This window comes from Candidatus Aegiribacteria sp. (assembly GCA_021108435.1).
In the GTDB taxonomy this organism is placed as follows: Bacteria; Fermentibacterota; Fermentibacteria; order Fermentibacterales; family JCC-6; genus Aegiribacteria.
Window position 1 is genome coordinate 22,935 of sequence record JAIOQY010000170.1, and the last position, 21,955, is coordinate 44,889.

The window sequence follows — 21,955 nt, forward strand, 5'->3', positions numbered from 1 at the left end:
TGAGTAAATCTGGGCACAAATCATAGGGGGGGAACATGGCAGAAGTTCTTGAAAAGAAGATTCTGGATCTACTTGATCGCAGAGAGGAACTTGTCGGTCGGTTGCACAATCTGGAAAACATGAAGACGGACACCAACGACAGGGTGTACGGAAAAATTCGTGATGACTACAGCAGTCAGCTTCAGTCGGTTCTCGAAAAAATAAGCGATAAGCGTGGTTCGCTGGAAGTAAAAGCAAAGGAACTTGCCGATCAGATCAGCCAGCAGGAGGCTACCTTCACAGAACAATCAGACCAGGTCGATGAACTGCAGATAAGAGCAAAACTTGGTGAGTTCGATCATGGGAATGATGAGTTCAAGAATGAACTTGTACAGTCGGAAACTGATCGCGATAAGACTTCAGGAAAACTGGATAAGCTCCGCAAAGAATTGAATGAACTTAACGGTGTCCTGAGCGATGTTGATAACGCTACTTCAGCTGGTGTTCCAGGTGGCGGTTTTGTTGCTAAACAGAAAGCTTCAGATGAAGAAGAAATCATTGACATAGAGGATGATGAGCTTATTGAAGAGATCGATGGAGACGACATTGAGGAAATCGAAATTGATACCGAGGAAGTTACATCGGAATCCGAGGAGAACAAGTGCCCTTCATGCGGGCATATAAATCCTCCTCACCTCGTGATCTGCGAGGAATGCAACTCTGAGCTCGAGGATCTCAGTCAGGATATTGATGACGAGTTCGACTTTGATGATATGGATGTTGATATCTAACTAAGAAGCTGCATTTGGGGGCCGGGCATTTGGGACCCGGCCCCTTTGTTTCAGAAATACTTCCGCTATCTGAACTGCGTTCAATGCTGCGCCTTTTCTGAGATTATCAGCCAGAACCCAGAATTGAAGAATAGTCGAATCATCAGGATAATTGCGTATCCTGTCCACAATTACATTGTCAGTGTTCTCAACATCAACCGGTGAGCAACCGCTCTGTGAAACTGTAATACCGGGGGTATTCATGAGAACTGATGCAGCTTCTTCAGCGAGAAGGGGACTTTCGAATTTTACCACTACCGCTTCTGTGTGGCCTGTTCTGACAGGTACCCTTGCGGTAGATGCGAATACGGGCAAATCCAGGTTCATGATCTTACAGGTTTCATGCATGAGCTTCAACTCTTCATCACAGTAGCCGTATGCATCGGGAGGACCTATAACGGTGATGATGTTTTCATGGAGGTGTGCAGTTCCCGGTTTGATTCCCATTCCGTTCTGTTGTCTTGAAAGCTCATCAAGGAAGGGTGATCCGGCGCCGGATACCGCCTGATATGTAGCGACGGAGACCCACCGGATATTTCTCATCGTATTAAGGGGATTAAGAGCAACGACGAGCTGTATTGTGGAGCAATTCGGGTTGGCTATCAGGTTCTCAGCACCCGTAATGAGATGACCGTTTACTTCAGGTACGGCCAGAAGCACTTCAGGATTCATTCTGAACGCGGAAGAATTATCTATTATTGCTGCGCCGGATTCAATGCACTGAGGTATCCATTTTTTTGCCACTTCCGCAGAGGTGGCTCCAAACAGTATGATTCCCTTGCATAATGTTTCCGGTGTTATTATCTCAACCGGGTAGTTCTGATTATTGAATCGGACTGTTTTTTCCCTGGATTCACCTGAGGCGAATGCATGGAATCGGTCAACAGGAAAGGAGCGCTCCTGAAGTACATTGATCATAGTCGTACCGACAAGTCCTGTTGCGCCAACAACGCCGACGGATATCATCATTCAACCTCCAGACTGTTAGGACGATACTTGTTGATAGGTTTTCTCTGGTCAACCCTTTCATTAATATCCTGTTCCGGAACACGTATCACTACTTTAGATCACCGTATATCTGATACTGCTGCCCCCGTACCGCATAATACAATGATTCTGCCTGTGCTCCAGGGGGGTGAGATAATCCGAACTGAAGTTCCTTTTACCGATATTCCCGCTTCACTCGCATCCTTCAGTGATATTCAGTACAGAGCTGAGAGTTTTCCCGGTAGAGGTAATATTAAAGACCTTGTCGAGAGAATCCTCAGAACCCAGGGTGTTCCGGTTGAAATAGCTGCACTTGTATGGGTAGAAAGTGATTTCAATGTTGGATGCTACTCTCGAGTGGGAGCTGCAGGTCCGTGGCAGTTAATGCCTGAAACCGCACGGGAAATGGGATTGCGGATAGATGATTCAGTGGATGAAAGGTACTCATGGGTAGCATCAACAAGAGCAGCCGCGAAGTACCTGCTTCATCTTTACGGGATGTTTGATGACTGGTCTCTGGCTCTGGCGGCATATAACTGCGGTCCAGGGAGAGTACTATCAGGTCTTCAGCAGGGTGGTACGACTTTCGGGGAAATTGAGCTTCCGGGCGAAACCGACGCCTTTGTTCCAAGATTTGCCTCTGCCGCAGAAGCATATATTGATGTAGAACTGGAATCAGGTGTTCTGGCAGTGGTTTGGGTTCCCTCGGGATTTGATCTGAGACTTCTCGGTCCTGAAACAGGAGTTGAGATTGACTCTCTAATGGATTTAAACAGATCCTATCTGTTGGAGAGGACTCCTGATGATGGGCAGGCGTGGGAAATCATTGTGCCCGCGGAGAGCGTTAATGATGTTTTCAACGCCGCCTGGACAATCGATCCTGAACGATACCTTGTTAAGGAAGGTGATACCTGGAACGGAATCGCATGGTCAACGGGAGTATCTCCGGAGGTTCTCAGAGGTTTGAATTCCGCTGGTTCCCTCAGACCCGGTGTTCTTATTGGACTTCCGGAGAGCCAGCGCCGACCTGTTAATGCAGGATACATGGATAATCCCCAGTTTATAAGGTATACTGTTCGAATGGGGGATACCATGAGCGAGATAGCTGCAGGTGTTGGAGTCAGCTCCCGAGAGGTTGCTGCATGGAATAATATGTCATCTGATAATATAATTTATCCTGGTGATGTTCTTCTTCTTCGTCGTTGCGATAGTACGGAAGCGCAGGATTCACCGCTTTTGGATAACGCACTTCCCGAAGAGAAAGAAATAGATATAGTATCGAATGGGGTAAGAATTGAACATGTGATTGTCGAAGGAGACACTTTATGGGATATCGCAATCCGATATAGTGTATCTATTGAACAGATCATGTATCTTAACTCTCTTGAGAGCAGTATCCTGTCATTAGGTGATGTTCTTCTAATTATACCTGAGTAGGATGGGAAAATGGCATTATTTGAATCGGGTCCCAGAAAAATTCTTAAGAGAATCAGGAAGTTTGCCAGTGAGGGCAGCGTAAATCGAGTATCCTCCACAGTCAAAGAGGAGAGAAGCATTCTTCTGGAAGAAAGCGGCGTTGCCCTTGAACTGCTTGAACTCCTTCTTGAAATAGGTCATCCGAATCTTGCGGCTGATGTCGGTGCAGAAGTCATACATCGCCACAGACAGGTAACCGGTGAAGTGCAGAATCTATTCCTTGAGCGGCTCAATGAGTTTTCGAGGTCAACTGATCTCTTGAGAACAACATGGAAGAGCTTTATTGACAGGCATGATTTCAAGAGCGCTCTGAATGTACTTGGGAAAGCAGATGAAATAGCTGTAGCTAACCTCTTTGCGCTGATAGAAGATCGGGCAATGAACTCAACCAGATTTGACGGAACTGTTCATCCTGAAGCCGATCAATCATCCCTTATGGAATGGGCGCTGTGTCTGTACTTCAATGAACATAGAAATGATGCAATTGACTTCCTCTGGAAAATCAGCAGAGAAGTGGAGTTTCCGCACAGAGACATTTCACTGCTTGCGTTTTGGATAGGGAATCAGGTAAAACAGCTCGAAAGCGGTCAATTGATAGCTCTGATGGGTATTTCAGCGATTTCAGGAAAGATGGATGTGGCGATGCAATATGCCAATCAGCTTACCGGAAGTGATCTGTCACAGGATGATGCTGTTGATGCTGCTGATGTTATCGAGAAATGGATGATTCCGACTGACAGATCCGGCAGATCATCAGCACTGCTTGCTGAAATGTTTACAGCAGCCGGGAAAACTGAAGCCGCATCCAAAATTCTTGAAGATGTATACAGCGATACTCTGGACAGAGGACAACTCGAAACGGCCATTGATGATCTGGTCTCGCATCCGGAGAGTGGGGCTGCGCCTCTTCTTCTTGCTGCACGAATGGATCTTGAAAACGGGAAAACGGCAGAAGCCTCGGAGGCAATTGAAAGAGCTTTCGAGATTGGGAATGCCGACAACGGCAGACTGATTGAGGTCTGCAGAAACTTGATATCAGCGACGGGAGACGATACGGGCATCATAGCTATGAAGCTTGCGTCGTATCTTGTCGATAATGGTGATGTGAGTAACGCGGTGATATCATTATTCCCGATTTTGAATTCTGACGCCTCATGGGTATTTGAGCAGGTTCAGAAACTTCTTATACATGATAAAAACAGTGCTTCAGTTCTATCTCTTCTTGCTGCGGTTCTTTTTGAAACAGGTAAAAAAGGTAAAGCAGCCGCGACTCTCGATCACCTGTCACGGAGACTTGACAAAAAATTCTGCTCAGAATCAGCTGAGGTTCTCGATTTACTTGAGGATCAGGTTATCAGATATCCGGAACTCAGGGAAGCTAGAGCTCTGTTCCGGTTCAGAGCTGATAGACTAACTGATGCTGCATCCGACTGGTTCTCGATATTCCTTACCGGCAGGAATCTATCAACGGAGGGGCAGGAGCTTCTGACAAGTGACAGTATTGAAGTCGGATCCGTTTCAGAAATGGAGAAAGCAGGCTTTATGCCGGCTGATTCCTGGCAGGCATATGTAGCTTCTCTTATCACCCTCAGAGAAAAGAATGCCGATGCCTCAAATGAATATTTGCTTCTGGCTCTTGATGATATTGAATATCAGAGCAGCATCGCGGAAAAAGTTTCCGGATTGTCGGCTGATCTTCTATGCGAACTGGATCTGGGGAGTATTCTACCAAAGATCTCTTCAGGAAAGGCTACAGTAACAGTAGCTTCAATTCTGGAGTGTCTCGGAGGTACGGAAGACTGGAAGCTTTCCCTCGTTACAGAGCTTGAATGGGGTAATCCGACTGAAGAAGCTGAGTTCAGGCTCAGATATCTTCTTGCTCAGGGTAAGATTATCCTCGCCGGATCATCTTATATAGATGGCAGTATCGATGATGAATTAATGTGGAGCGTTGCCAGTGCCTGTAGGACAGCTGTTCAGGACAGGATCAGAGAGTCTCTTGAATTCCTTGAAAAGCCTGTAACAGCGATCAAGACCAGCAAGATGGCCAGAGAACTGCTTGAGTATCTGTTGCAGAGGGCTCCAGCTTTTAATATCAGAACAAGGGAACTGATCGCAATATCTTATGAGACTGAGAAAAGATTTGATGATCTTGCCAGGATTCTTTCTCCCGTTCTATCGGAGAAGAGTATGATTGGTCTGCTTGGAAAAATGCATGAACGACACCCCGGTGAGTTCACGATAATCGATTCACTCACCAGAGCATCAGTCCAGACAGGAGATTTCCAGCGATTTCAACAGTACTCTGCTCTGATGCTGGATCTTGATGCTGACTCGAGTGCTGAACTGGTTGAAATGGCTGTATCCATGGCAATAATGACATCGTCGGGAGAAGCATATCTGTATGCTGCCCGAACTGCGAACAGAAACGGGATTGATGCGGATATTGATGATCTTATCACTGAGGCTGTCCTTCTTAAACCGGAGCTCTCTTCTGAAGGTCTTCTAACAGAGTTTACACAGCTTGGGTCCGTCTCAAAAATTATCTGTTCAATTGCAGCCGGTGATTCGGATACGTTCAATGAGATTATCCGGAAACAACCGGATATTGACATCCCATTGACTGAGGAACTGCTTGATATTGCCATCAGAAACTGGTATCCGGCGGATAACGCTGAAGCTCTTTCTGGCCTGGTCAGATCTGCATCTTCACTCGGATTCAAGAAACAGGTTGAAGAAATACTCTGCGGTATTTCTATGGAGGGTGGAGAGCCCTGGGACTCAATCGCTTCAGAGAAACTTCTTCGCGAGGTGATTGCGGGAAACGCGAAGAGAGCCTCCATCTGGAAATATGTCAAGGTTGACAGAATAATAGCCGAGGCTCTTGAGAGGCTCTTCCCGGATGGATATGATGATATCGGTGCTGAGGAGGCAAAAACTGTTGCTGAAGCTGTTCTGAAGTCCGGTCAGGGTGTGAGAAGATTATTCAAGCTGGCTGATGATACTATGCTGTTTCCTCCTGATGACGCATCATTAATGCTTAAGCTGGCTGAAGCATGTATGAAGACTCTACCTCCCCCGGGTTCCGAGGATTCCCTGTCTTCTCAGGAAACAGTCAGACTCGTACGAATTCTGTTATCCGCGGGGATGCTGTCCGAAGCAGTATCTATCGCAAAAGAGGGAAGTACGGATGAGTTACTCTCCATATTGAGCAATGAACTGCAGAACGCAAGGATTAAGTCATCCGTATCAGGCATTGAGAGGGCTTCCATACTCGCAATATCAGGAGATGCAGAGGGAGCATTAAAGGAGATTGACAATCTTGACGGAGAATATCCTGAAGCTCCGGATATAAAAGCTCTTGCTCAATGGAATCTGGGTTTCCGAAATCAGGCCATTTCGACCTGGATTAATGAATACAGAAAAACAGGCGGGGGAATGCCACTTAAACGACTGGTCTGGGCTATAGGGCAGACCGGTGCGATGATGGAAATATCTGCTCTTCGCAGATTTCTGGCGAAAAAACACCCTGCTCTTGCATCAATTATGGAAAACACAGGCATTCTGGATAATAGCGGCGGACTTGACTTACTGTCCGGGCTCCGGATCAATCCGAAAATGAAGAAGGTGAATAATGGCTAAAGCACCAGAATCTGACAAAAAGGGTCTTTCGATGGAGGAGCTTCTAACCGGAATCGGAAAACTGATATACAAACTCAATGAATCCGTTGAGAATGGTAATGATCGTCTTGAGAAGCTGGAAACCAACCTCCTGACTATGTTTCAGGAGAGATTTGATGGTATTACCGAGCAGCTTGTGAAGTCAAATGAATTGCTGGCTGGAGATTCACCTGATCCTGTCGATAAAAAGGTTTTTGTCAAAGAACTTGGAAAAGTAACCAAACTGCTTTCTGAATCCGCGAAGTCAATTGAGAAAACCGTAAAGGATGTTATCAGCAAGCAAGATAAAAAGGATGGAGGCGCACTAGCTGAGAAAGTCAGTTCTATTGATAAAGCTATAAAGGAAAATACTAAATATCAGAAGGAACAGCTTGAGGAGATGAATAAGCTGCTTTCACTTCATTCCGTAGAAGTAAAGGATAACCAAGTGAAAGATTTGAATCGCTCGGCGATAATGCATTTCAATAACGCGGAATACGAACAAGCCTTATCCAGCCTGCAGGATGCCATTGAAATCAGTCCTGACAATCCTGGACTTCTGGCAAATATGGCTCATGTAAAAGCATCTCAGGGGAAGCTGGATGAAGCGGAGGAAGATTTCAGAAAAGCTCTGAAAGCTGATCCTGACCTTGAGCCTGCCATTTCGGGCCTTGGCACAATTCTTGTCCATACCGGACGAGCGAATGAAACAATCGAATTCCTTCAAAAATTCTTTGAGAGGGAATCAGAACCTTCAATTGGAGTCATGATAGCCATGAGCAGAGCTTATGCGGCTGAAGAGAACCATTCAAAAGCTGTTGCTTTGCTCGAACAGGCTGAGAAGGTAGCTCCCGGGCATCCGGAGCTGGAACAGGAACTTGCGAAGTACCGATAGCTTCTTGAAGGTTATTCTTCTTCCGCTTATTCTGCTGATCGGCTGCACCACACATCAGCCGAACGGGAATCAACCTGATGACATATCGTTTGAGCAGAAAAGCTGCCTGGCTGAAACATGCGGGGATTCTCTTGCAGTCATTGGATTGAATGAAGAAGCTCGCGAATGTTTCATCAGAGCTGCACTACTGAGAACTCCGGAGGATTCACTGAGACATGATCTGATCTGGAAGGCGGCAGATGTCAGTGATGCTTCCAGTGTAATCTGTGCACAGCTCCTTCTTGAGCAGACGGATTCGCTTGCTCCTTACAAAGCTCTTCAACTTGGTGGACATGAAGTTGGAAGAGAATTGATTTCATATATTTCCATGCGTGATTGTGTCATGCCTGAGTACCTGTATCTTGTTCTTGCTGATTCTCTTCTTGCTGGTGGAGAAGCTGATCTTGCTCTTATGATCATTCCGAATATTCCTGATGATCTCCCGGAAACCGCTCTTCGCAGCAAAACCATAATCCTATATCGCGCTATGCTGGAAACAGGAAGATTGTCAGACGCTGATTCTGTTTTTCTATCTGCTGAGAGTTTCCTGGATAACGAACTGATATCATTGCTCTGTCATTATACGGGCGTCTGGATGCTGAAGGAAGGAATTGAGGGATACAGCGAGGTTTTTCAGAGGGCCTATGAACTCTGGCCCGCAGCTCCCGTTCATGCTCATGGGTACGATATGATTCGAGAATTCATACTGAATGACAGAAGCATGGCTGCCGCAGTTGCTGATCCTTTCTATTCAGGCGGGCTGTGGAACGAACTCTACGATATCGCTGTCAACTCCCCTGATCCCGATCCTCACCTGTGGTATCTTGCGGCAAGAACAAGGGACCGACTGGGATTTTACGAAACAGCAGTGGAAATGCTGGAGCAGTACCGTGAGAAATGGCCGACAGGTAATGATACACCCGAAGTGCTGATTTATCTTGGACGTAATCTCGGACGGAACGGTGACTGGAGAAGGGGGCTGGAGGTTCTCGAACAGTACCGCTCGGACTTCCCGGATCATCACAGGATCGGAAATCTTCCCTGGTATATGGGGAACATGCTGACTGAGAACAGACAGTGGAATCAGGCTATTCCGTGGTTCCGCATGACACTCGAGAAATACCCGTTCAACGTTACGGCTGATGATGCCCATTTTTACCTGTGCTTCTGTCTGATGAAGACAGGCAGGATATCGGATTCGATGGCGGAATTCGGCGATTTCATTTCAAGATGGACAGGAAGCGTCTACCTTTCTTCAGCGAAGTACTGGCTGGGAAAACTTCTTCTCGCAGAAGGTAATCCGGACGGAAATGTGATTCTTGAGCAACTGATTGAAGACGCTCCGGCAAGCCTTCCTGCGAGCTTCGCGAGGGAACTCCTTGGAGAACCTGCCTGGAAACCAGTTTATACCGAAGAATCTCTTACTGACTGGATGACCAGACACGAACATCCCCCGGTCCTGCCACCAGAGGAGGCTTATCGCGGACTGTTTCTGCAGGAAGCCGGTCTGAGGCACTTCGCGGATGGAGAATTCAGAAAAGCGGAAGAAATTGCAGGGGGGCCTGATTATCTTGCGCCTTTCTACCTTCAGAACAGCGTGTGGGAGAGAAGGCCTATTTCGGGTTATCTGATGTGGGATCTTGCAGGAGATGATAATGATCGCCCTCGAGAGCTATGGATGCTCCGTTATCAGATGGCATGGCCGGAATTTGTTGTGCCTGCCGGAGAAAAATACGGACTGGACTCACTGTTTGCATGGGCTATCATAAGGAACGAAAGCATGTTCCAGCCGACCTGCTATTCGGTAGCGGGAGCCAGAGGACTTATCCAGATGATACCAAGCACTTCGGAATATGTAGCGCTGCAGCAGGGCTGGGATGACTACTCTCCTGACAGGCTTTACGATCCTGCGGTTTCGATTGAATACGGCATCTGCTACATTGCCGGTGTCCTGCATAAGTTCAGCGGTGATCCGGTCATAACAGCTGCTGCGTACAATGGAGGCCCTCATAACGCGATTCACTGGGGAGCAATCGATATGGAAACCGATGAATTCTTTTCACTGATTACGTATAATGAAACAAAGAGCTATGCGCAAAATGTTCATCATGCATACATTATATACAGAGCTCTCTACCTGGAACAGGAGTAAATGTCTATATTGCTTTGTAGATAAAGATTTGTTTCCACTAATACTCTAATGAATTGAATTCAAGTTGTATAAGAAACACCTGAGTCGTTCCTGCCCTTTGCTGATCAGCGGAAACGCTGTATGAAAACACGCCGGCCCATATCGATTAACAACAGCCTTGCGCACGGTATATGCAACTACTCCTGCAGACTGTGCGGTATAAATGAAGCCTCCTACAACGGCCCGAGAGAGTTTCAATCACATATTGTTACGAAAACCGTTATTCAGCGTGTATTGAAATCAGCTGAATCCGGTATTTATGTCCGTTACATAGCCAATTCGGGTGATGGTGAGCCAACGCTTCACCCTGAGTTCGATCAGAGAATGAGGATGTTCGGTAAGATGCTGAGGGAATGGAACATATCCTCAGTTCCGCCGCCGGAAGTTTCCGTTGTGACCAACGGTCTAAGACTGAATATGCCGGGAATAATGGAATCATTTCTTGAAAACGATATATCTCTGATTATTTCCATGCCTACAGTAAAAGCTGAATCATACGGTTTGATCATGATGGGTGACAGCAACAGGGGAGAAGCGCTCCTGTCCAGGGTACTGCCCGGTGTTGAGAAGGCAATGGAGTTCAGAGCAAGGGGACAGCTGTCAAAACTTTTATTTCACATCTCTCCACCGGAGATTGAGATCATAAGACATGATTTTCCGGAGACGATTGACTGCCTGACGAGGCTTGCCCGCAGTAAAGGGCTTGGCGAGATAGAACTGGTACTATTTCCAGCGACCAGTAACCGGTCAGGTTTGATCCGGAGCACTGTTGTCAAAGTCGATATGTACAAAGATCTATTCAGGCGGTACAACGGACGCACTGTTAATGGCGTGAATATCCGGATGAAGCTTGTCCTGAAGCGTTTTTTCTCAGACATAGGCGAGATAGCAGACCTATTGCGGAGTTTCAGATTTCCCTGTCTCTGGAACGCGAACTTTTTCATCGCCGCTGATGGAAGTTCTATCTGCTGCAACGACCAATCTGTGCGGAACCCTCTCGGTAATATTCTATATGATTCAATCGATACTTTAATGCAGTACAAAGAGAAGTATATGCCCGGCAGAATATGTGCCGGCTGCAATCAGTCACCGGAGCGACTCAAGGGAACTGTTGAAGCTGTACTATTTTCCTACGTGGTGAGATTACGTATGCTGTCAGCTGTAATCCATGATAGATATTCAACATCCGGTGACGACTTTTTTGAAACATGAATGCTCTTGCTTCTGAAAAAGACGTTATCAGACACAATGACGACCAGAGTGGAGGAGTTGCTAGCATTAGCGAAGAAAATAAAGATATAACATCAGATCTCATGCTTGCGGAAAGCATTGATGAGATGAAAGAAGCATTCAGGTTGATATATGACAGATATCTCGCATCGGGTTTTCAAGAACCGGATCCTTCTTCAATGAGGATAGGGTTTCACAATCTTCTCCCCACAAGCAATCTGATGATTGTAAAAAGAAACGGAAAAGTTGCCGGTACACTCACCATAATCAGGGAGTGTAATGGAAGGCTTCCGATTGACGTGCTTTTCAGCGAAGAGATCGATAAAATCCGGAAAAAGGATTCTATGATATGTGAACTGTCCGGTCTAGCAACGGATGCAGCACTACCGCGTAGAGAGAGCAAAGATATTCTACTGTCTCTCTTCAAAAACACCTTTATCCTGGGGCATGACATTCTGGGTTGTACCGATTTCTGTATGATGATCAATCCGCATCATAGTGCTTATTACAAGAAGGATTTTAATTGTGAAAATATTGGAAAGGTAAAGCATCTCGAAAAAGTGAACGGGGCACCTGCTGTCCCTCTGAGGCTTAATACTATAACAGGTGAGGAAGTGTTTCAGAAAAATAATCCGCAGCTATATCGATATTTTACTGCAAATGATCGCCGGAATATCATAGAGCGACTTTCGCATGAACTGCGAAATCAAAGGAAACTGTACTCTACGGAATACATCAGCAGCCTTGTTAAGGGCAAAAGCAATTTACTGAAAACACTGACAGAAAAAGAGAAAAATATTCTCTGCTGCTATTACCCTGAATTGAGAGAAGTTGTATAAAGTCAAAGAACTTATGAAGATACTCATTATCTCTTCCAATAGAGAAAGACATCCCTGGCCGGTACCCCCCATAGGGGCTTGCTACATTGCTTCAAGCCTGGAACGAGAAGGTTTTAACGTTCAATTGCTGGACGTAATCTTTTCAGATAATCCATCTTCAGAGATAGCCGAAAAGATTCGACGGTTTTCACCTGGTCTGGTAGCCATATCGATCAGGAATATAGACAATCTTGACCAGCAGTCCTCCCGTTTTTATCTGGAAGATATAAAAGAAAATGTGATCAATCAGGTAAAGAATGCAACATCTGCGCCATTGGTGATCGGAGGTTCGGCTGTCAGTATTATGCCGGAAAGGATTATGGATTTTCTGGATGTTGAATATGCCATATCCGGCGAAGGTGAGGATGCTCTGGTTCAGTTTGCTCGATACCTTGAGTCGGGATCCGATATTTCATCAATAGATGGCCTGTTATACAGGAAGAATGGAGAGATAAAAGCAAATCCTGTTGAAAGAATAGAGAATCTGGACGAACTGGCTTTGCCCCGGCTTTACAAGTGGATTGACTGGGGGAAATACCGGCTCAATTATGCCCCGTATCCCGTTCAGACCAAAAGGGGTTGTGCGCTGGAATGCAGTTATTGCGCATACAATAAAATAGAAGGTTACCATTACAGATTAAGAGATCCCAAAAAAGTTGTTGACGAAATAGAGGAGATAGTTTCAAACTGTAAGCCCCAGGTAATCGAGTTCACTGATTCCACCTTCAACATCCCCCTGGAACATGCGATGGAAATCTGCAGAGAAAAGATCAAAAGGAACATAAAGGTATCATTCAACACCATGGGAATCAATCCCGCCGGAGTTACAGAGGAGTTCGTTGCTCTGATGAAGGAAGCTAATTTCATGGAGATATCCTGCACGCCCGAATCCGGTTCTGAGAAAATGCTGAAGGCACTGGGAAAAAATTTCGCCGTGAAGGATGTTAAGCACACCGCCGCGCTCTTGGGCAAGGTCGATATACCGGTGATCTGGTATTTCCTTTTTGGCGGACCCGGGGAGAATGAAACTACTATCAGGGAAACGTTCGATTTTATCGAAAAGAATATCAGAAAACGAGATCTGGTCTTTATTACAAGCGCGATAAGATTGTTTCCAGGCTCACCGGTTTACACCTATGCTCGTGATATTGGCAAACTTCCTGATAGTATAGACATATTAATGCCGTTTTGGCTACAGCCGGAAGATATTAGCAGAGAAACGATGTTGTACATGATTAACAGGGAAGTGCTCACCCATGCCAATTATATCAACCTTCAGGACAATACTGATGAATCTGTTTTTGTAAGGGTTCTAAAAAAAGTTTACTCAATTTTCAGGATGAAGGAGCCTGTATGGACTAACGTCATACGAAGAGATATTATCTATAGGTTAACGGGCTATAACCGATACAGATTGTGGAATCTGGAGAAAGAGTATAGAAAATTCTCTTTGAATTCATAATCCTGGATTAAGAAGATTTCCTACGTGCTCTTAATTCAGGAAAATATTTATCGATAGGATAAAGAGAAATGGTATACATAGGCATGAGCCAGGATACTGAATCAGAAAAAGCTGGCCGGGAAGCTGCCGGTGAGGCAAAAAACCAGATTATCGGTCAGGATTCAGTTTCCTGGGTACTCGCATTCTGCGGTGGGCGGCACGACCCCGACAGAGTGCTTTCCGGAATAAGATCTGAACTGGGCAATGTTGATATCTACGGTGGTTCTGCAGTTGGAATAATCACGAACAACTTACTTGGATACACCGGTTATGAATGTGGTCTGGCAGTATTTACAGCTCCTTTTCCTGTACCGGAAGCTGTAGTAATCGACGATATGAAAGCAGGCGAGTATAAGGCCGGTAGAAACCTTGGTGCTGAACTCGAAAAAATAACTGCAGAAGGTGACACCGTACTCGTATTTTACGATAATGCAAGGTCGGCTCCGCCTCCTGTGCTTTATACCGGGAGCCAGTTAATAGATGGCCTTTATGCCGGGCTTGGCGGGAACAATCTGCATATTATAGGTGCCGGCATGGTTGGCGAATTCACGTTCTCATCAAGTTTTATTTACAGCGGCAGCAGAACAATGAAGCATTCAGCAATTGCCATTGTACTTCCCGGAGAAAAACTGCAGCCTCATACAACACTTATGCATGGATGTTCTCCTGTTAGCTCTTTTCTGGAGATTACCAGGATAGACGGCCCAGTTCTTTATGAACTTGATGGTCGGCCTGCAATAGAAGTCATATGTGAAAAACTTGCTATAGATCATGAAACTTTACCTGAGATCATCCAAGCCCTAATATTGACTATAGGGAAAAAGCATGGGGATATCTATGCTCCTTTTGATGAAAATTTGTATGTAAACCGCCTTATTATTAACTCAAATCCTGAAGAGGGCTCTGTTACGCTTTTTGAAGCGGATTTCCAACTTGGAACAAAGGTTCAGATAATGTCACGGGATAATCGGATGATGGTGGAATCAGTACAAAAAGGAACTTCTGAACTGCTCGAAAACATCGACAGGGAAAAATTGAAGTTTGCCCTGTATATTGACTGTGCCGGGAGGGCTTCCAGCTTCAGCGGTTCTGAAGTTGAGGAGGCTGGCATTGTCAGGAAGATAATCGGGGATAGCATGCCGTTATTGGGTTTCTATTCCGGCGTGGAGATTGCACCGCTTCTGGGTCGCAGTCGTCCGCTGGACTGGACGGGGGTGCTGACAGTATTCACAAATGAATAAAAAAAATGATGATATTCAGGCTGAAAGGGATTTCTATCGTCGTCAATGTGACGACATGGGCCGGCAGATCCTGAGATTACAGCAGGAACTGACTCAGGTTCATAATGATGCAAAGCGCATACACACCACTACTTCCCTTATACTGAAAACATATGAACTTATTAATCATGATGTATCTGTTGAAGATATCGGGAAACGATTCCTCCAGGTTATTCTGAGCACAATGTGGGTTGATCGAGCTATGGTTCTTCGATACGATAAGGAAGTTGAAGCTTTTATCTCACAGTATTATCTTGGTCTTAAGCAGGATTCCTCGTCGGTACTCAGGACCACTGACACTTTTCCTGAGTTCCTGTTCGTTAATTCGAATACTGAATCAACCCCTGTAACGGATTCTTTCTGCAATGCAATTGAATCAAAATATATCCTGTGGTATTTCAACCGGTACGAAGGGGTCGCTCTGCTGATTGGTAATGACATGGAGGATAGAAAATTCCGTCTTCCTTTCATGGAGAAAGACAGGGACATCATTGAAAGCTCCCTGAATGTTTTCATTGATATTGTCAGGCGAAAAGAAGCTGAGATTGCCTTGCTGGAATCGGAGGGAAGGTATCGCAGTCTCGTTCAATCTTCACCGGAGTCCATTTTTGTCTCCTGTGATGACAGGCTGACGCTGGTTAATAATGCAGGGCTGAAACTCCTTGGAGCTTCCAGTTCCAAGGATGTTATCGAACATCCTTTACTGGATTTTATCCATCCGGACGAACACGAGATAATAATGAAAATGATTGCAGACATACTGGAGAATAATCACGAATCTCCCCTGACAGAGAGAAGGTTCAAAAGGATTGATGGCTCTATTGTGGATGTTGAGATTGTCGCAATTCCCTTTACCTTCCAGGACAGGGCAGCAGTTCAGATAGTCGCTCTCGATATCACTGAGCGCAGAAAGATGGAAGAAGAACAGGCTAAAGTTCAGAAGATCGAATCTCTGGGCGTTCTTGCCGGTGGAATTGCGCATGATTTTAACAATATCCTAACCGGTATTCTGGGTAATATTGACCTGGCAAAGACGTATTCCAACCCCGAAAGTGAAGCATATGAGTTTCTGCAGGATGCCCTGAATGCATCTACCAGAGCAAAAGAGCTGACCTATAAGCTGCTGACCTTTTCCAAAGGTGGATCACCCTTGAAGAAATCCACCTCAATAGCGGAGATAATCACCGATTCTGTCAATTTTATCCTTAGTGGTTCCAGTATCAAGTATGAATATTCTCAACCCGATGACCTCTGGCCAGTTGATATAGATGTCGTTCAGTTCAGACAGGTAATTGAGAACCTCACTATTAATGCACAGCAGGCGATGCAGAATGGAGGTGTCTTAACGATCAGGACAGAGAATGCAGGTTCAGACACCGAGCAGATTCCTTCCCGAAGCATTAAAAGATATGTGAAGCTGACGGTTAAAGACAGCGGAGTCGGTATCCCTGAAGAGAATCTTCAAAAGATATTTGATCCGTACTTCACAACAAAGGAAAAAGGAAACGGTCTCGGTCTCGCAACTGCCTATTCCATAATAAAAAAGCATGAAGGATTGATCAGAGTTGAATCTACGATTGGTGAAGGTACGACTTTTTTCATTAATATTCCCGCTTCAGATAAGAAACCTTCAGCCAGAAAAACAAATTTAGCTGATATGAAAGCCGGCGAAGGGTATATTCTGATAATGGATGATGATAGAACTGTCAGAATGGTTGCTCTCGGAATGTTAAAGAGTTCAGGTTTTGAAGCGGTCAGTGCTAAGGATGGACAGGAAGCAATTGAGCTTTATACCGCTGCCGGAAATTCAGATAAACCGTTTGATGTTGTTATTCTGGACCTGACCGTACCTGGAGGTATGGGGGGACAGGAGACAGTTAAGAAACTGCTGGAGATAGATCCGGATGTTAAGGCGGTCGTTTCAAGCGGATACGCAAAGGATCCAATACTGGCCAACTATAAAGACTATGGATTTAAAGGTATTATTCCAAAACCATTCAATATTAAAGAACTATGCAAGAGCCTGCTTAAAGTAATGAATAAGGGTTAACCCACATTAATCCGTAAACCTTATCTCGATTTTGTTTCCACCCATGCCTGTAATCTCGAAATCTATTCCTATTTCCGGAGAAGCCAGCTCATCCATCACTTCCTGAGTCCCTATTTCAGATATTACTTCCAGTGTAGCTCTTGAACCGGTATAGTCCCGGATGATAACATCCAGTACTTCCCTGAGCCTGAGGAGCAACTCGGATCTAAGCATTTGTACTCTTGTGTAATTCGAGTTTGACGCCAGAATAACCGTTACATTTTCTCGCAGGGTCCAGCTGTCCAGAATATCCGTTATCAGTTGATCTGCAGTAGTATCTACAGCAAGAATTCTGGCCTGATTTTCACTGAAGGGGACCTCGGTGGTTGTAGCTGCAGCGGCGAGCACTCTGGCAGTTCTGGTATTGATGGCCCGGCAGCTCACCTTATAATTATGAATGTCCCGAAGGGATCCGGCTATCATTCTGGAATTGGTGCTGCGCAGAGCAGTACCGGTTATTACTATTTCCGCTCCGGCCTCAAGCCCGATGAGTGCTGCGGTCTGATCATCCCCCTCAAGAATGAGTCTGAGCTGATCCCGCCGGAGGATTTCTTCAACCGTGGCGGCGTCAACTACAGGGAAGCCTTTCTGCCGGAAGTGATCCAGCAGCATGGTTTCAAACATGATGCCGTCCATAAGTCTGTCTTCATTCGATAATCCGGATAGTTCATCAAGCTCCCTGACAACAACCATCAGTCTTGGTCTGTTCTGTTCGCTCAGCAGGATTCCTATGGCAGCCAGGTCGTTCTCAATATTTCCTGTGTTTACAACCGCTCTGATCACAACCCGATAGAGGTCATCATCCTGTTCCTCATGGATTATCCGGTAGCTTACTACATACCCATGTGTCCTGGAGTAGATACGGTCGGAGAGAAGCTGGAGGTTCTCTACCTGTGTCTCAGCATCGATATAAGCTCCGACTCCTTGTTCCACCGCTTTTCTGAGAGCATCATCAAGAGCATTGTCACGTGCAATATCCCATCCTCCCTGAACTGTCAGAGCGGAGACACCCTCTGTCAGTACTTCAATCTCTTCTTCGCAGCAAACCCCTGATTCCTCAGGTGCCGTCTCAGCAACGGAAAAAGAGGATGAGTCAGACATCAGAACCTGCTGTGAACACCCAGCCGCGAGACAGATGAATACCAGTATTGTCCATTTCATCAGAAGCTCCTACATAATTACGCGGAGGAGAAACCGGCCCGCGCTCAGAAGAAACGGCAGCCCGTCCTTCAGCCAGCCCAGTTTGTCCGAGTCCGTGTTGCTTAGAATGATGTCTGAACCAAGTTGACCGGTTATCCGGCGTACATTAAGTACCAGGGGGGATTGGGCAAATTCGGGCTGATCCAGTATCCGGTCAAGATCTGATATAAATTGTATGGCCGCCTGCCCGCCGGAACCAAGGTAGGACGCATAATTTTTCGTGTCAAGCAGAAGTCTGCCGTTTTCATCGTAGATCTTAGGATACATTGAAGGCTGGAGTCCGGTCTGACCGCCGTCAATTATCAATCCTGAGTACTGTTCCAGAAACTCCCTTGTCTGAGGTGACATGGACACCGCGCTGATATCTGTACCGCCAAGTGCAGCACTCAAAGCACCTGACAGACCCTGGGGGCTGTGTATCTCCATTTCCAGTTCCACCTCAACGATACCTGTGATAGAGTCAAACCTCGCGGAGCCGACCTGCCTGGCGTTTCTTACAATGCCCTGCACACGAGTATAGATAACATCGTAGTCAGTCATGAAGTTTTCAACACGGGTCTCAGAATCCACCCGTACTCCCTTTACCAGCTCAAGCAGGTTGCGCTGGGCAACCACAACCGCCGCCCGTTCAGCCATCAGCAGGGCTTGAGCGGAGTTGGGATTACCTGTATCCACAACGCCGGTGCCAACTGCTCTAACGGTGTTGCCAGACCAGTCGATATCACCGTCCGATAGCATTTCCTCGACTTCACCGGGAAGAGCAACCCCGTTTGCAGGGGGCAGGAGTTCCAAATCCGGAAGGACAATCGATTCAGCTGTCAGAACCGGTTCAATCCTGGCTGCTGTATGGACAGGTTCAGCTGCCGCAGTAATATGCCGGTCTTCGTTTGAAGTCATGGTTCCGCAGCCGGCAAGAGCAAGAAATATCGCGAATGTGATTAAAAATGCATTTCTCATATTTGTTCCTTTCTATTCTATCGAAGGTTTATCTGGTCAGACCGATAAGGGCGACCTCAAGAGCCATTCTCAGGGCGCCTTCTGCACCTTCAAAATCATTACCCTGGCCTGTTGATGTATAGAGAACCTCGGAAGTTTCCACCGAGATGATCTTCACATGAAGAACTGCATCCCTCTGCGCCGGTTCATCATCCCAGAAACTGTCGTGGGATATCCGTGTAACATTTATCGTCATAACAGCTTCAGCCCCGAGCAACGTGCCAAGTTGAACGGCAGTTGCCTGGTCAACCACGCCGGAGTAGGAAAACTCCTGTTCATCAAGAAGCTGGTCGACAACAGTTCTGTCCACCACAGTGAATCGACCTGTTCTAAGCAGGGCCAAACCCGCGTAATCGTAGAGTCCAGCTGTCTGGGAAAGGCTGTATCCGAGGCTTTCCATTGGCGGCAGAACTGCTGTTCGCCAGACCGGTTTTTCATCAAATGCCGGGGAGATAGCATAGTCTACAGGCAAATGCTGAAGATCGGCCATCTGGATCGTGTTAAAACAGGAAAAAAGCAGTCCACCTGAAACAAGCGTAACCACCAGTATCAGTATACGTTTCAATATAGGCTCCCTTCGAATATCAGAAATCTGAATTGGTGCAGCAAAAGAAGCAGAAGTAAACAGCCACAACAGTTGCGGCTCATAATACCTTTTAAGGCTGTGTTTGTTCCCCTGTGTCCGGCTGGATTTAAGGGCTCGAATACATATTCTAGTAATTTTGTATGTAATACTGGTCTTGAAGAAGAGAACCTTCTGTCCGAAAACCAAAGAGAATCCTGACAATAATTACAAGTAATACACTAAGATGGAGTTGTCGTGAGCAGGTCGGAAATGACAGCATAAATGCCCCTTGACAAGACTGGTTTCAAATTCTATTTCATTGCAATGCTTTACATCAGACGGGGTAATCTTTTTCAGCTCCTGGAATCCCTTTCGGGGGATTACAGGGTATTTGTGCCTTCCCGAAAAGGGGATGGTATTGCTTTCACTGCATTTGGTGATTCGGAAGAAGATTATGTAATAGGAGAATTCAGATCCTTCGAACCACTTAAGGCATTTTACTTTCTTGGACGTGAGAAAGTAGCTGTTGATTTCAGTCCTGAAAACCCTCGAAATGAAAAACCTCCCTGTATTGTCGGCGTGAAATCATGCGACTTAAAAGGACTTAAAATACTTGATTTTGTATTCATGGATGATGAATACGGAGATCCAACCTACATGAAAGCAAGAACGGATGGATTGATCATATCTGCTGACTGTACAAAAGCTGCAGAAACCTGTTTCTGCACCGCGATGGGTGTTAATCCCTGGCCTGAAGCAGAATACGATATTAATTTGTCGAAGGTTGATGAAGGTTATGTTGTAGAGATCGGAAGCGATAAAGGGCAGAAGGTTATCGATGATCATATGGCGCTTTTTCAGGAAGCAAATGAAGAAAAGATTGAGCAACGTGACCATAATCGCCTTGCGGTAAAGCGGCATATTGAGAAGAGTGTCGGGAAAAAGAATATACCTCCAGTTGAAAGACTCCAGCGCGTTGTCAGAAAGTATTATGAGTCTGATATCTGGTCAGAGGAAGCTGCTCCATGCGTTGAATGCGGAGCATGCAATGTAATCTGTCCGACATGTCACTGTTTCCTTCTGTACGATCAGAAGTCTGATGGCAGCCTGGCCAGATACCGGATATGGGATTCCTGCATGATAAAGGATTTCGCACGAGTAGCGGGGGGAGAAAACCCAAGAAATCGATTATGGATGCGGCTAAGGAACAGATTTGAAAAGAAGTTTGATTATTTCCCTTCTGTAGCGGATGATATTGCATGTACCGGATGCGGCAGATGCATAGCCGCATGTCCGGGTAAAATTGATATAAGACAGGTACTCGCAAGACTGGGTGCACTAAGATGAAGAATCCATATCGTTCTATCGAGGCCGAAGTCCTTTCGGTCACAACTGAGACACCTACAATTAAGACATTTCTGTTCAAACCGAAGGAAGAACTCACTTTCAAGCCCGGCCAGTTCATGGAACTCTCAGTTCCAGGCCTGGGTGAAGCTCCGTTCACCCCATCTTCTGACTCTGGAATTAAAGAAACGATGGAGATAACCATCGTAAAAGTGGGTAAAGTTACCGATGAGATCCATAAGCTCAAACCGGGTGATACTGTTGGTTTGAGAGGTCCGCTTGGCAAGGGATACCCCATGATAAGATTCATCGGTCAGGAAGTACTTATTGTAGGCGGCGGTGTTGGCCTTGCTCCTATACGAACTCTGATGTACGATCTGTTTCATATGAGTGACAAACTGTCAAAACTTGTTTACAGAGGCGGTTGCAGAAATCCCGAAGAGTTGATCTTTCGCAAGGAACTTGAGGGTTGGATGAAACGCGATGATATTGACATGGTTCTTACGGTAGATGAGGGCGATGATTCCTGGAACGGTCCCGTAGGTCTTGTTACATCGATCATGGACGGCATTGATATGAACTTTTCAAGAGTGAAAGCAGTCGTCTGCGGTCCTCCGATAATGATGAAATTCGCTACTTTCAAATTGAAAGAACTCGGAGTTGAAGACAGAAATATCTATCTCTCCATGGAGAAGAATATGTCGTGCGGTTTCGGAAAATGCGGCCACTGCAGAATAGGTCCTTACTACTGCTGCAAAGATGGTCCTGTTTTTACATATAATATGATTCGGGACTTCCCGGGAATCTGGGACTAG

Annotated in this window: 16 protein-coding genes; 12 read left to right on the forward strand and 4 right to left on the reverse strand. The window is 45.9% G+C overall.

The genetic code is table 11. The features are described from left to right. Positions 1–35: 35 nt before the first annotated feature. Complete coding sequence (locus K8R76_09375) at positions 36–770, forward strand: hypothetical protein (GenBank protein ID MCD4848390.1); 735 nt, start codon at positions 36–38, stop codon at positions 768–770. On the opposite strand, the gene K8R76_09380 is transcribed toward K8R76_09375, so the two are convergent. After that, positions 771–1,778 carry an aspartate-semialdehyde dehydrogenase gene (locus tag K8R76_09380; GenBank protein ID MCD4848391.1) on the reverse strand — a complete coding sequence of 336 codons (1,008 nt, stop codon included), beginning with the start codon at positions 1,776–1,778 and terminating at the stop codon, positions 771–773. It lies immediately after the preceding gene. 141 nt (positions 1,779–1,919) lie between these two features. On the opposite strand from K8R76_09380, the gene K8R76_09385 reads away from it, so the two are divergent. The 9 genes from K8R76_09385 to K8R76_09425 all read left to right on the forward strand — a co-directional run bounded on the left by K8R76_09385 (position 1,920) and on the right by K8R76_09425 (position 16,996). Then, positions 1,920–3,233 carry a LysM peptidoglycan-binding domain-containing protein gene (locus K8R76_09385; protein ID MCD4848392.1) on the forward strand — a complete coding sequence of 438 codons (1,314 nt, stop codon included), beginning with the start codon at positions 1,920–1,922 and terminating at the stop codon, positions 3,231–3,233. 9 nt (positions 3,234–3,242) lie between these two features. Continuing rightward, positions 3,243–6,914: a hypothetical protein gene (locus tag K8R76_09390; GenBank protein ID MCD4848393.1), complete on the forward strand. Its 3,672-nt coding sequence runs from the start codon at positions 3,243–3,245 to the stop codon at positions 6,912–6,914. Further along, positions 6,907–7,827, forward strand: a complete 921-nt coding sequence (locus K8R76_09395) for a tetratricopeptide repeat protein (GenBank protein ID MCD4848394.1) — start codon at positions 6,907–6,909, stop codon at positions 7,825–7,827. The genes K8R76_09390 and K8R76_09395 overlap by 8 nt, the downstream gene beginning before the upstream one ends. Before the next feature lie 4 nt (positions 7,828–7,831). Then, the gene (locus tag K8R76_09400) at positions 7,832–10,018 is read left to right on the forward strand and encodes a transglycosylase SLT domain-containing protein (GenBank protein MCD4848395.1); all 2,187 of its coding nucleotides are present in this window, start codon (positions 7,832–7,834) and stop codon (positions 10,016–10,018) included. A 120-nt stretch (positions 10,019–10,138) separates the two neighbouring features. Beyond that, the gene (locus K8R76_09405; GenBank protein MCD4848396.1) at positions 10,139–11,269 is read left to right on the forward strand and encodes a hypothetical protein; all 1,131 of its coding nucleotides are present in this window, start codon (positions 10,139–10,141) and stop codon (positions 11,267–11,269) included. Further along, the gene (locus K8R76_09410) at positions 11,266–12,126 is read left to right on the forward strand and encodes a hypothetical protein (protein ID MCD4848397.1); all 861 of its coding nucleotides are present in this window, start codon (positions 11,266–11,268) and stop codon (positions 12,124–12,126) included. The genes K8R76_09405 and K8R76_09410 overlap by 4 nt, the downstream gene beginning before the upstream one ends. Before the next feature lie 13 nt (positions 12,127–12,139). Further along, positions 12,140–13,627 (forward strand): radical SAM protein, encoded by a 1,488-nt coding sequence (locus K8R76_09415; GenBank protein ID MCD4848398.1) that lies wholly within the window; start codon positions 12,140–12,142, stop codon positions 13,625–13,627. A gap of 68 nt (positions 13,628–13,695) precedes the next feature. After that, a complete protein-coding gene (locus tag K8R76_09420) occupies positions 13,696–14,907 on the forward strand; it encodes an FIST C-terminal domain-containing protein (protein ID MCD4848399.1) in 1,212 nt (403 codons plus the stop codon). Beyond that, positions 14,900–16,996, forward strand: coding sequence for a response regulator (locus K8R76_09425; GenBank protein MCD4848400.1), 2,097 nt, complete (start codon positions 14,900–14,902; stop codon positions 16,994–16,996). The genes K8R76_09420 and K8R76_09425 overlap by 8 nt, the downstream gene beginning before the upstream one ends. Before the next feature lie 6 nt (positions 16,997–17,002). On the opposite strand, the gene K8R76_09430 is transcribed toward K8R76_09425, so the two are convergent. From K8R76_09430 to K8R76_09440, 3 genes are read right to left on the reverse strand one after another with little or no spacing between them, the layout of a single operon-like run. Next, positions 17,003–18,196 (reverse strand): flagellar assembly protein T N-terminal domain-containing protein, encoded by a 1,194-nt coding sequence (locus K8R76_09430; protein ID MCD4848401.1) that lies wholly within the window; start codon positions 18,194–18,196, stop codon positions 17,003–17,005. A gap of 9 nt (positions 18,197–18,205) precedes the next feature. Further along, the gene (locus K8R76_09435) at positions 18,206–19,192 is read right to left on the reverse strand and encodes a hypothetical protein (GenBank protein MCD4848402.1); all 987 of its coding nucleotides are present in this window, start codon (positions 19,190–19,192) and stop codon (positions 18,206–18,208) included. A gap of 28 nt (positions 19,193–19,220) precedes the next feature. Continuing rightward, entirely contained in the window at positions 19,221–19,796 is a 576-nt protein-coding gene (locus K8R76_09440; protein ID MCD4848403.1) for a CsgG/HfaB family protein, read from the reverse strand. Positions 19,797–20,078: 282 nt separating this feature from the next. On the opposite strand from K8R76_09440, the gene K8R76_09445 reads away from it, so the two are divergent. Both K8R76_09445 and K8R76_09450 read left to right on the forward strand, forming a co-directional pair. Further along, positions 20,079–21,143: a 4Fe-4S dicluster domain-containing protein gene (locus tag K8R76_09445; protein ID MCD4848404.1), complete on the forward strand. Its 1,065-nt coding sequence runs from the start codon at positions 20,079–20,081 to the stop codon at positions 21,141–21,143. Beyond that, a complete protein-coding gene (locus K8R76_09450; protein MCD4848405.1) occupies positions 21,140–21,955 on the forward strand; it encodes an FAD/NAD(P)-binding protein in 816 nt (271 codons plus the stop codon). The genes K8R76_09445 and K8R76_09450 overlap by 4 nt, the downstream gene beginning before the upstream one ends.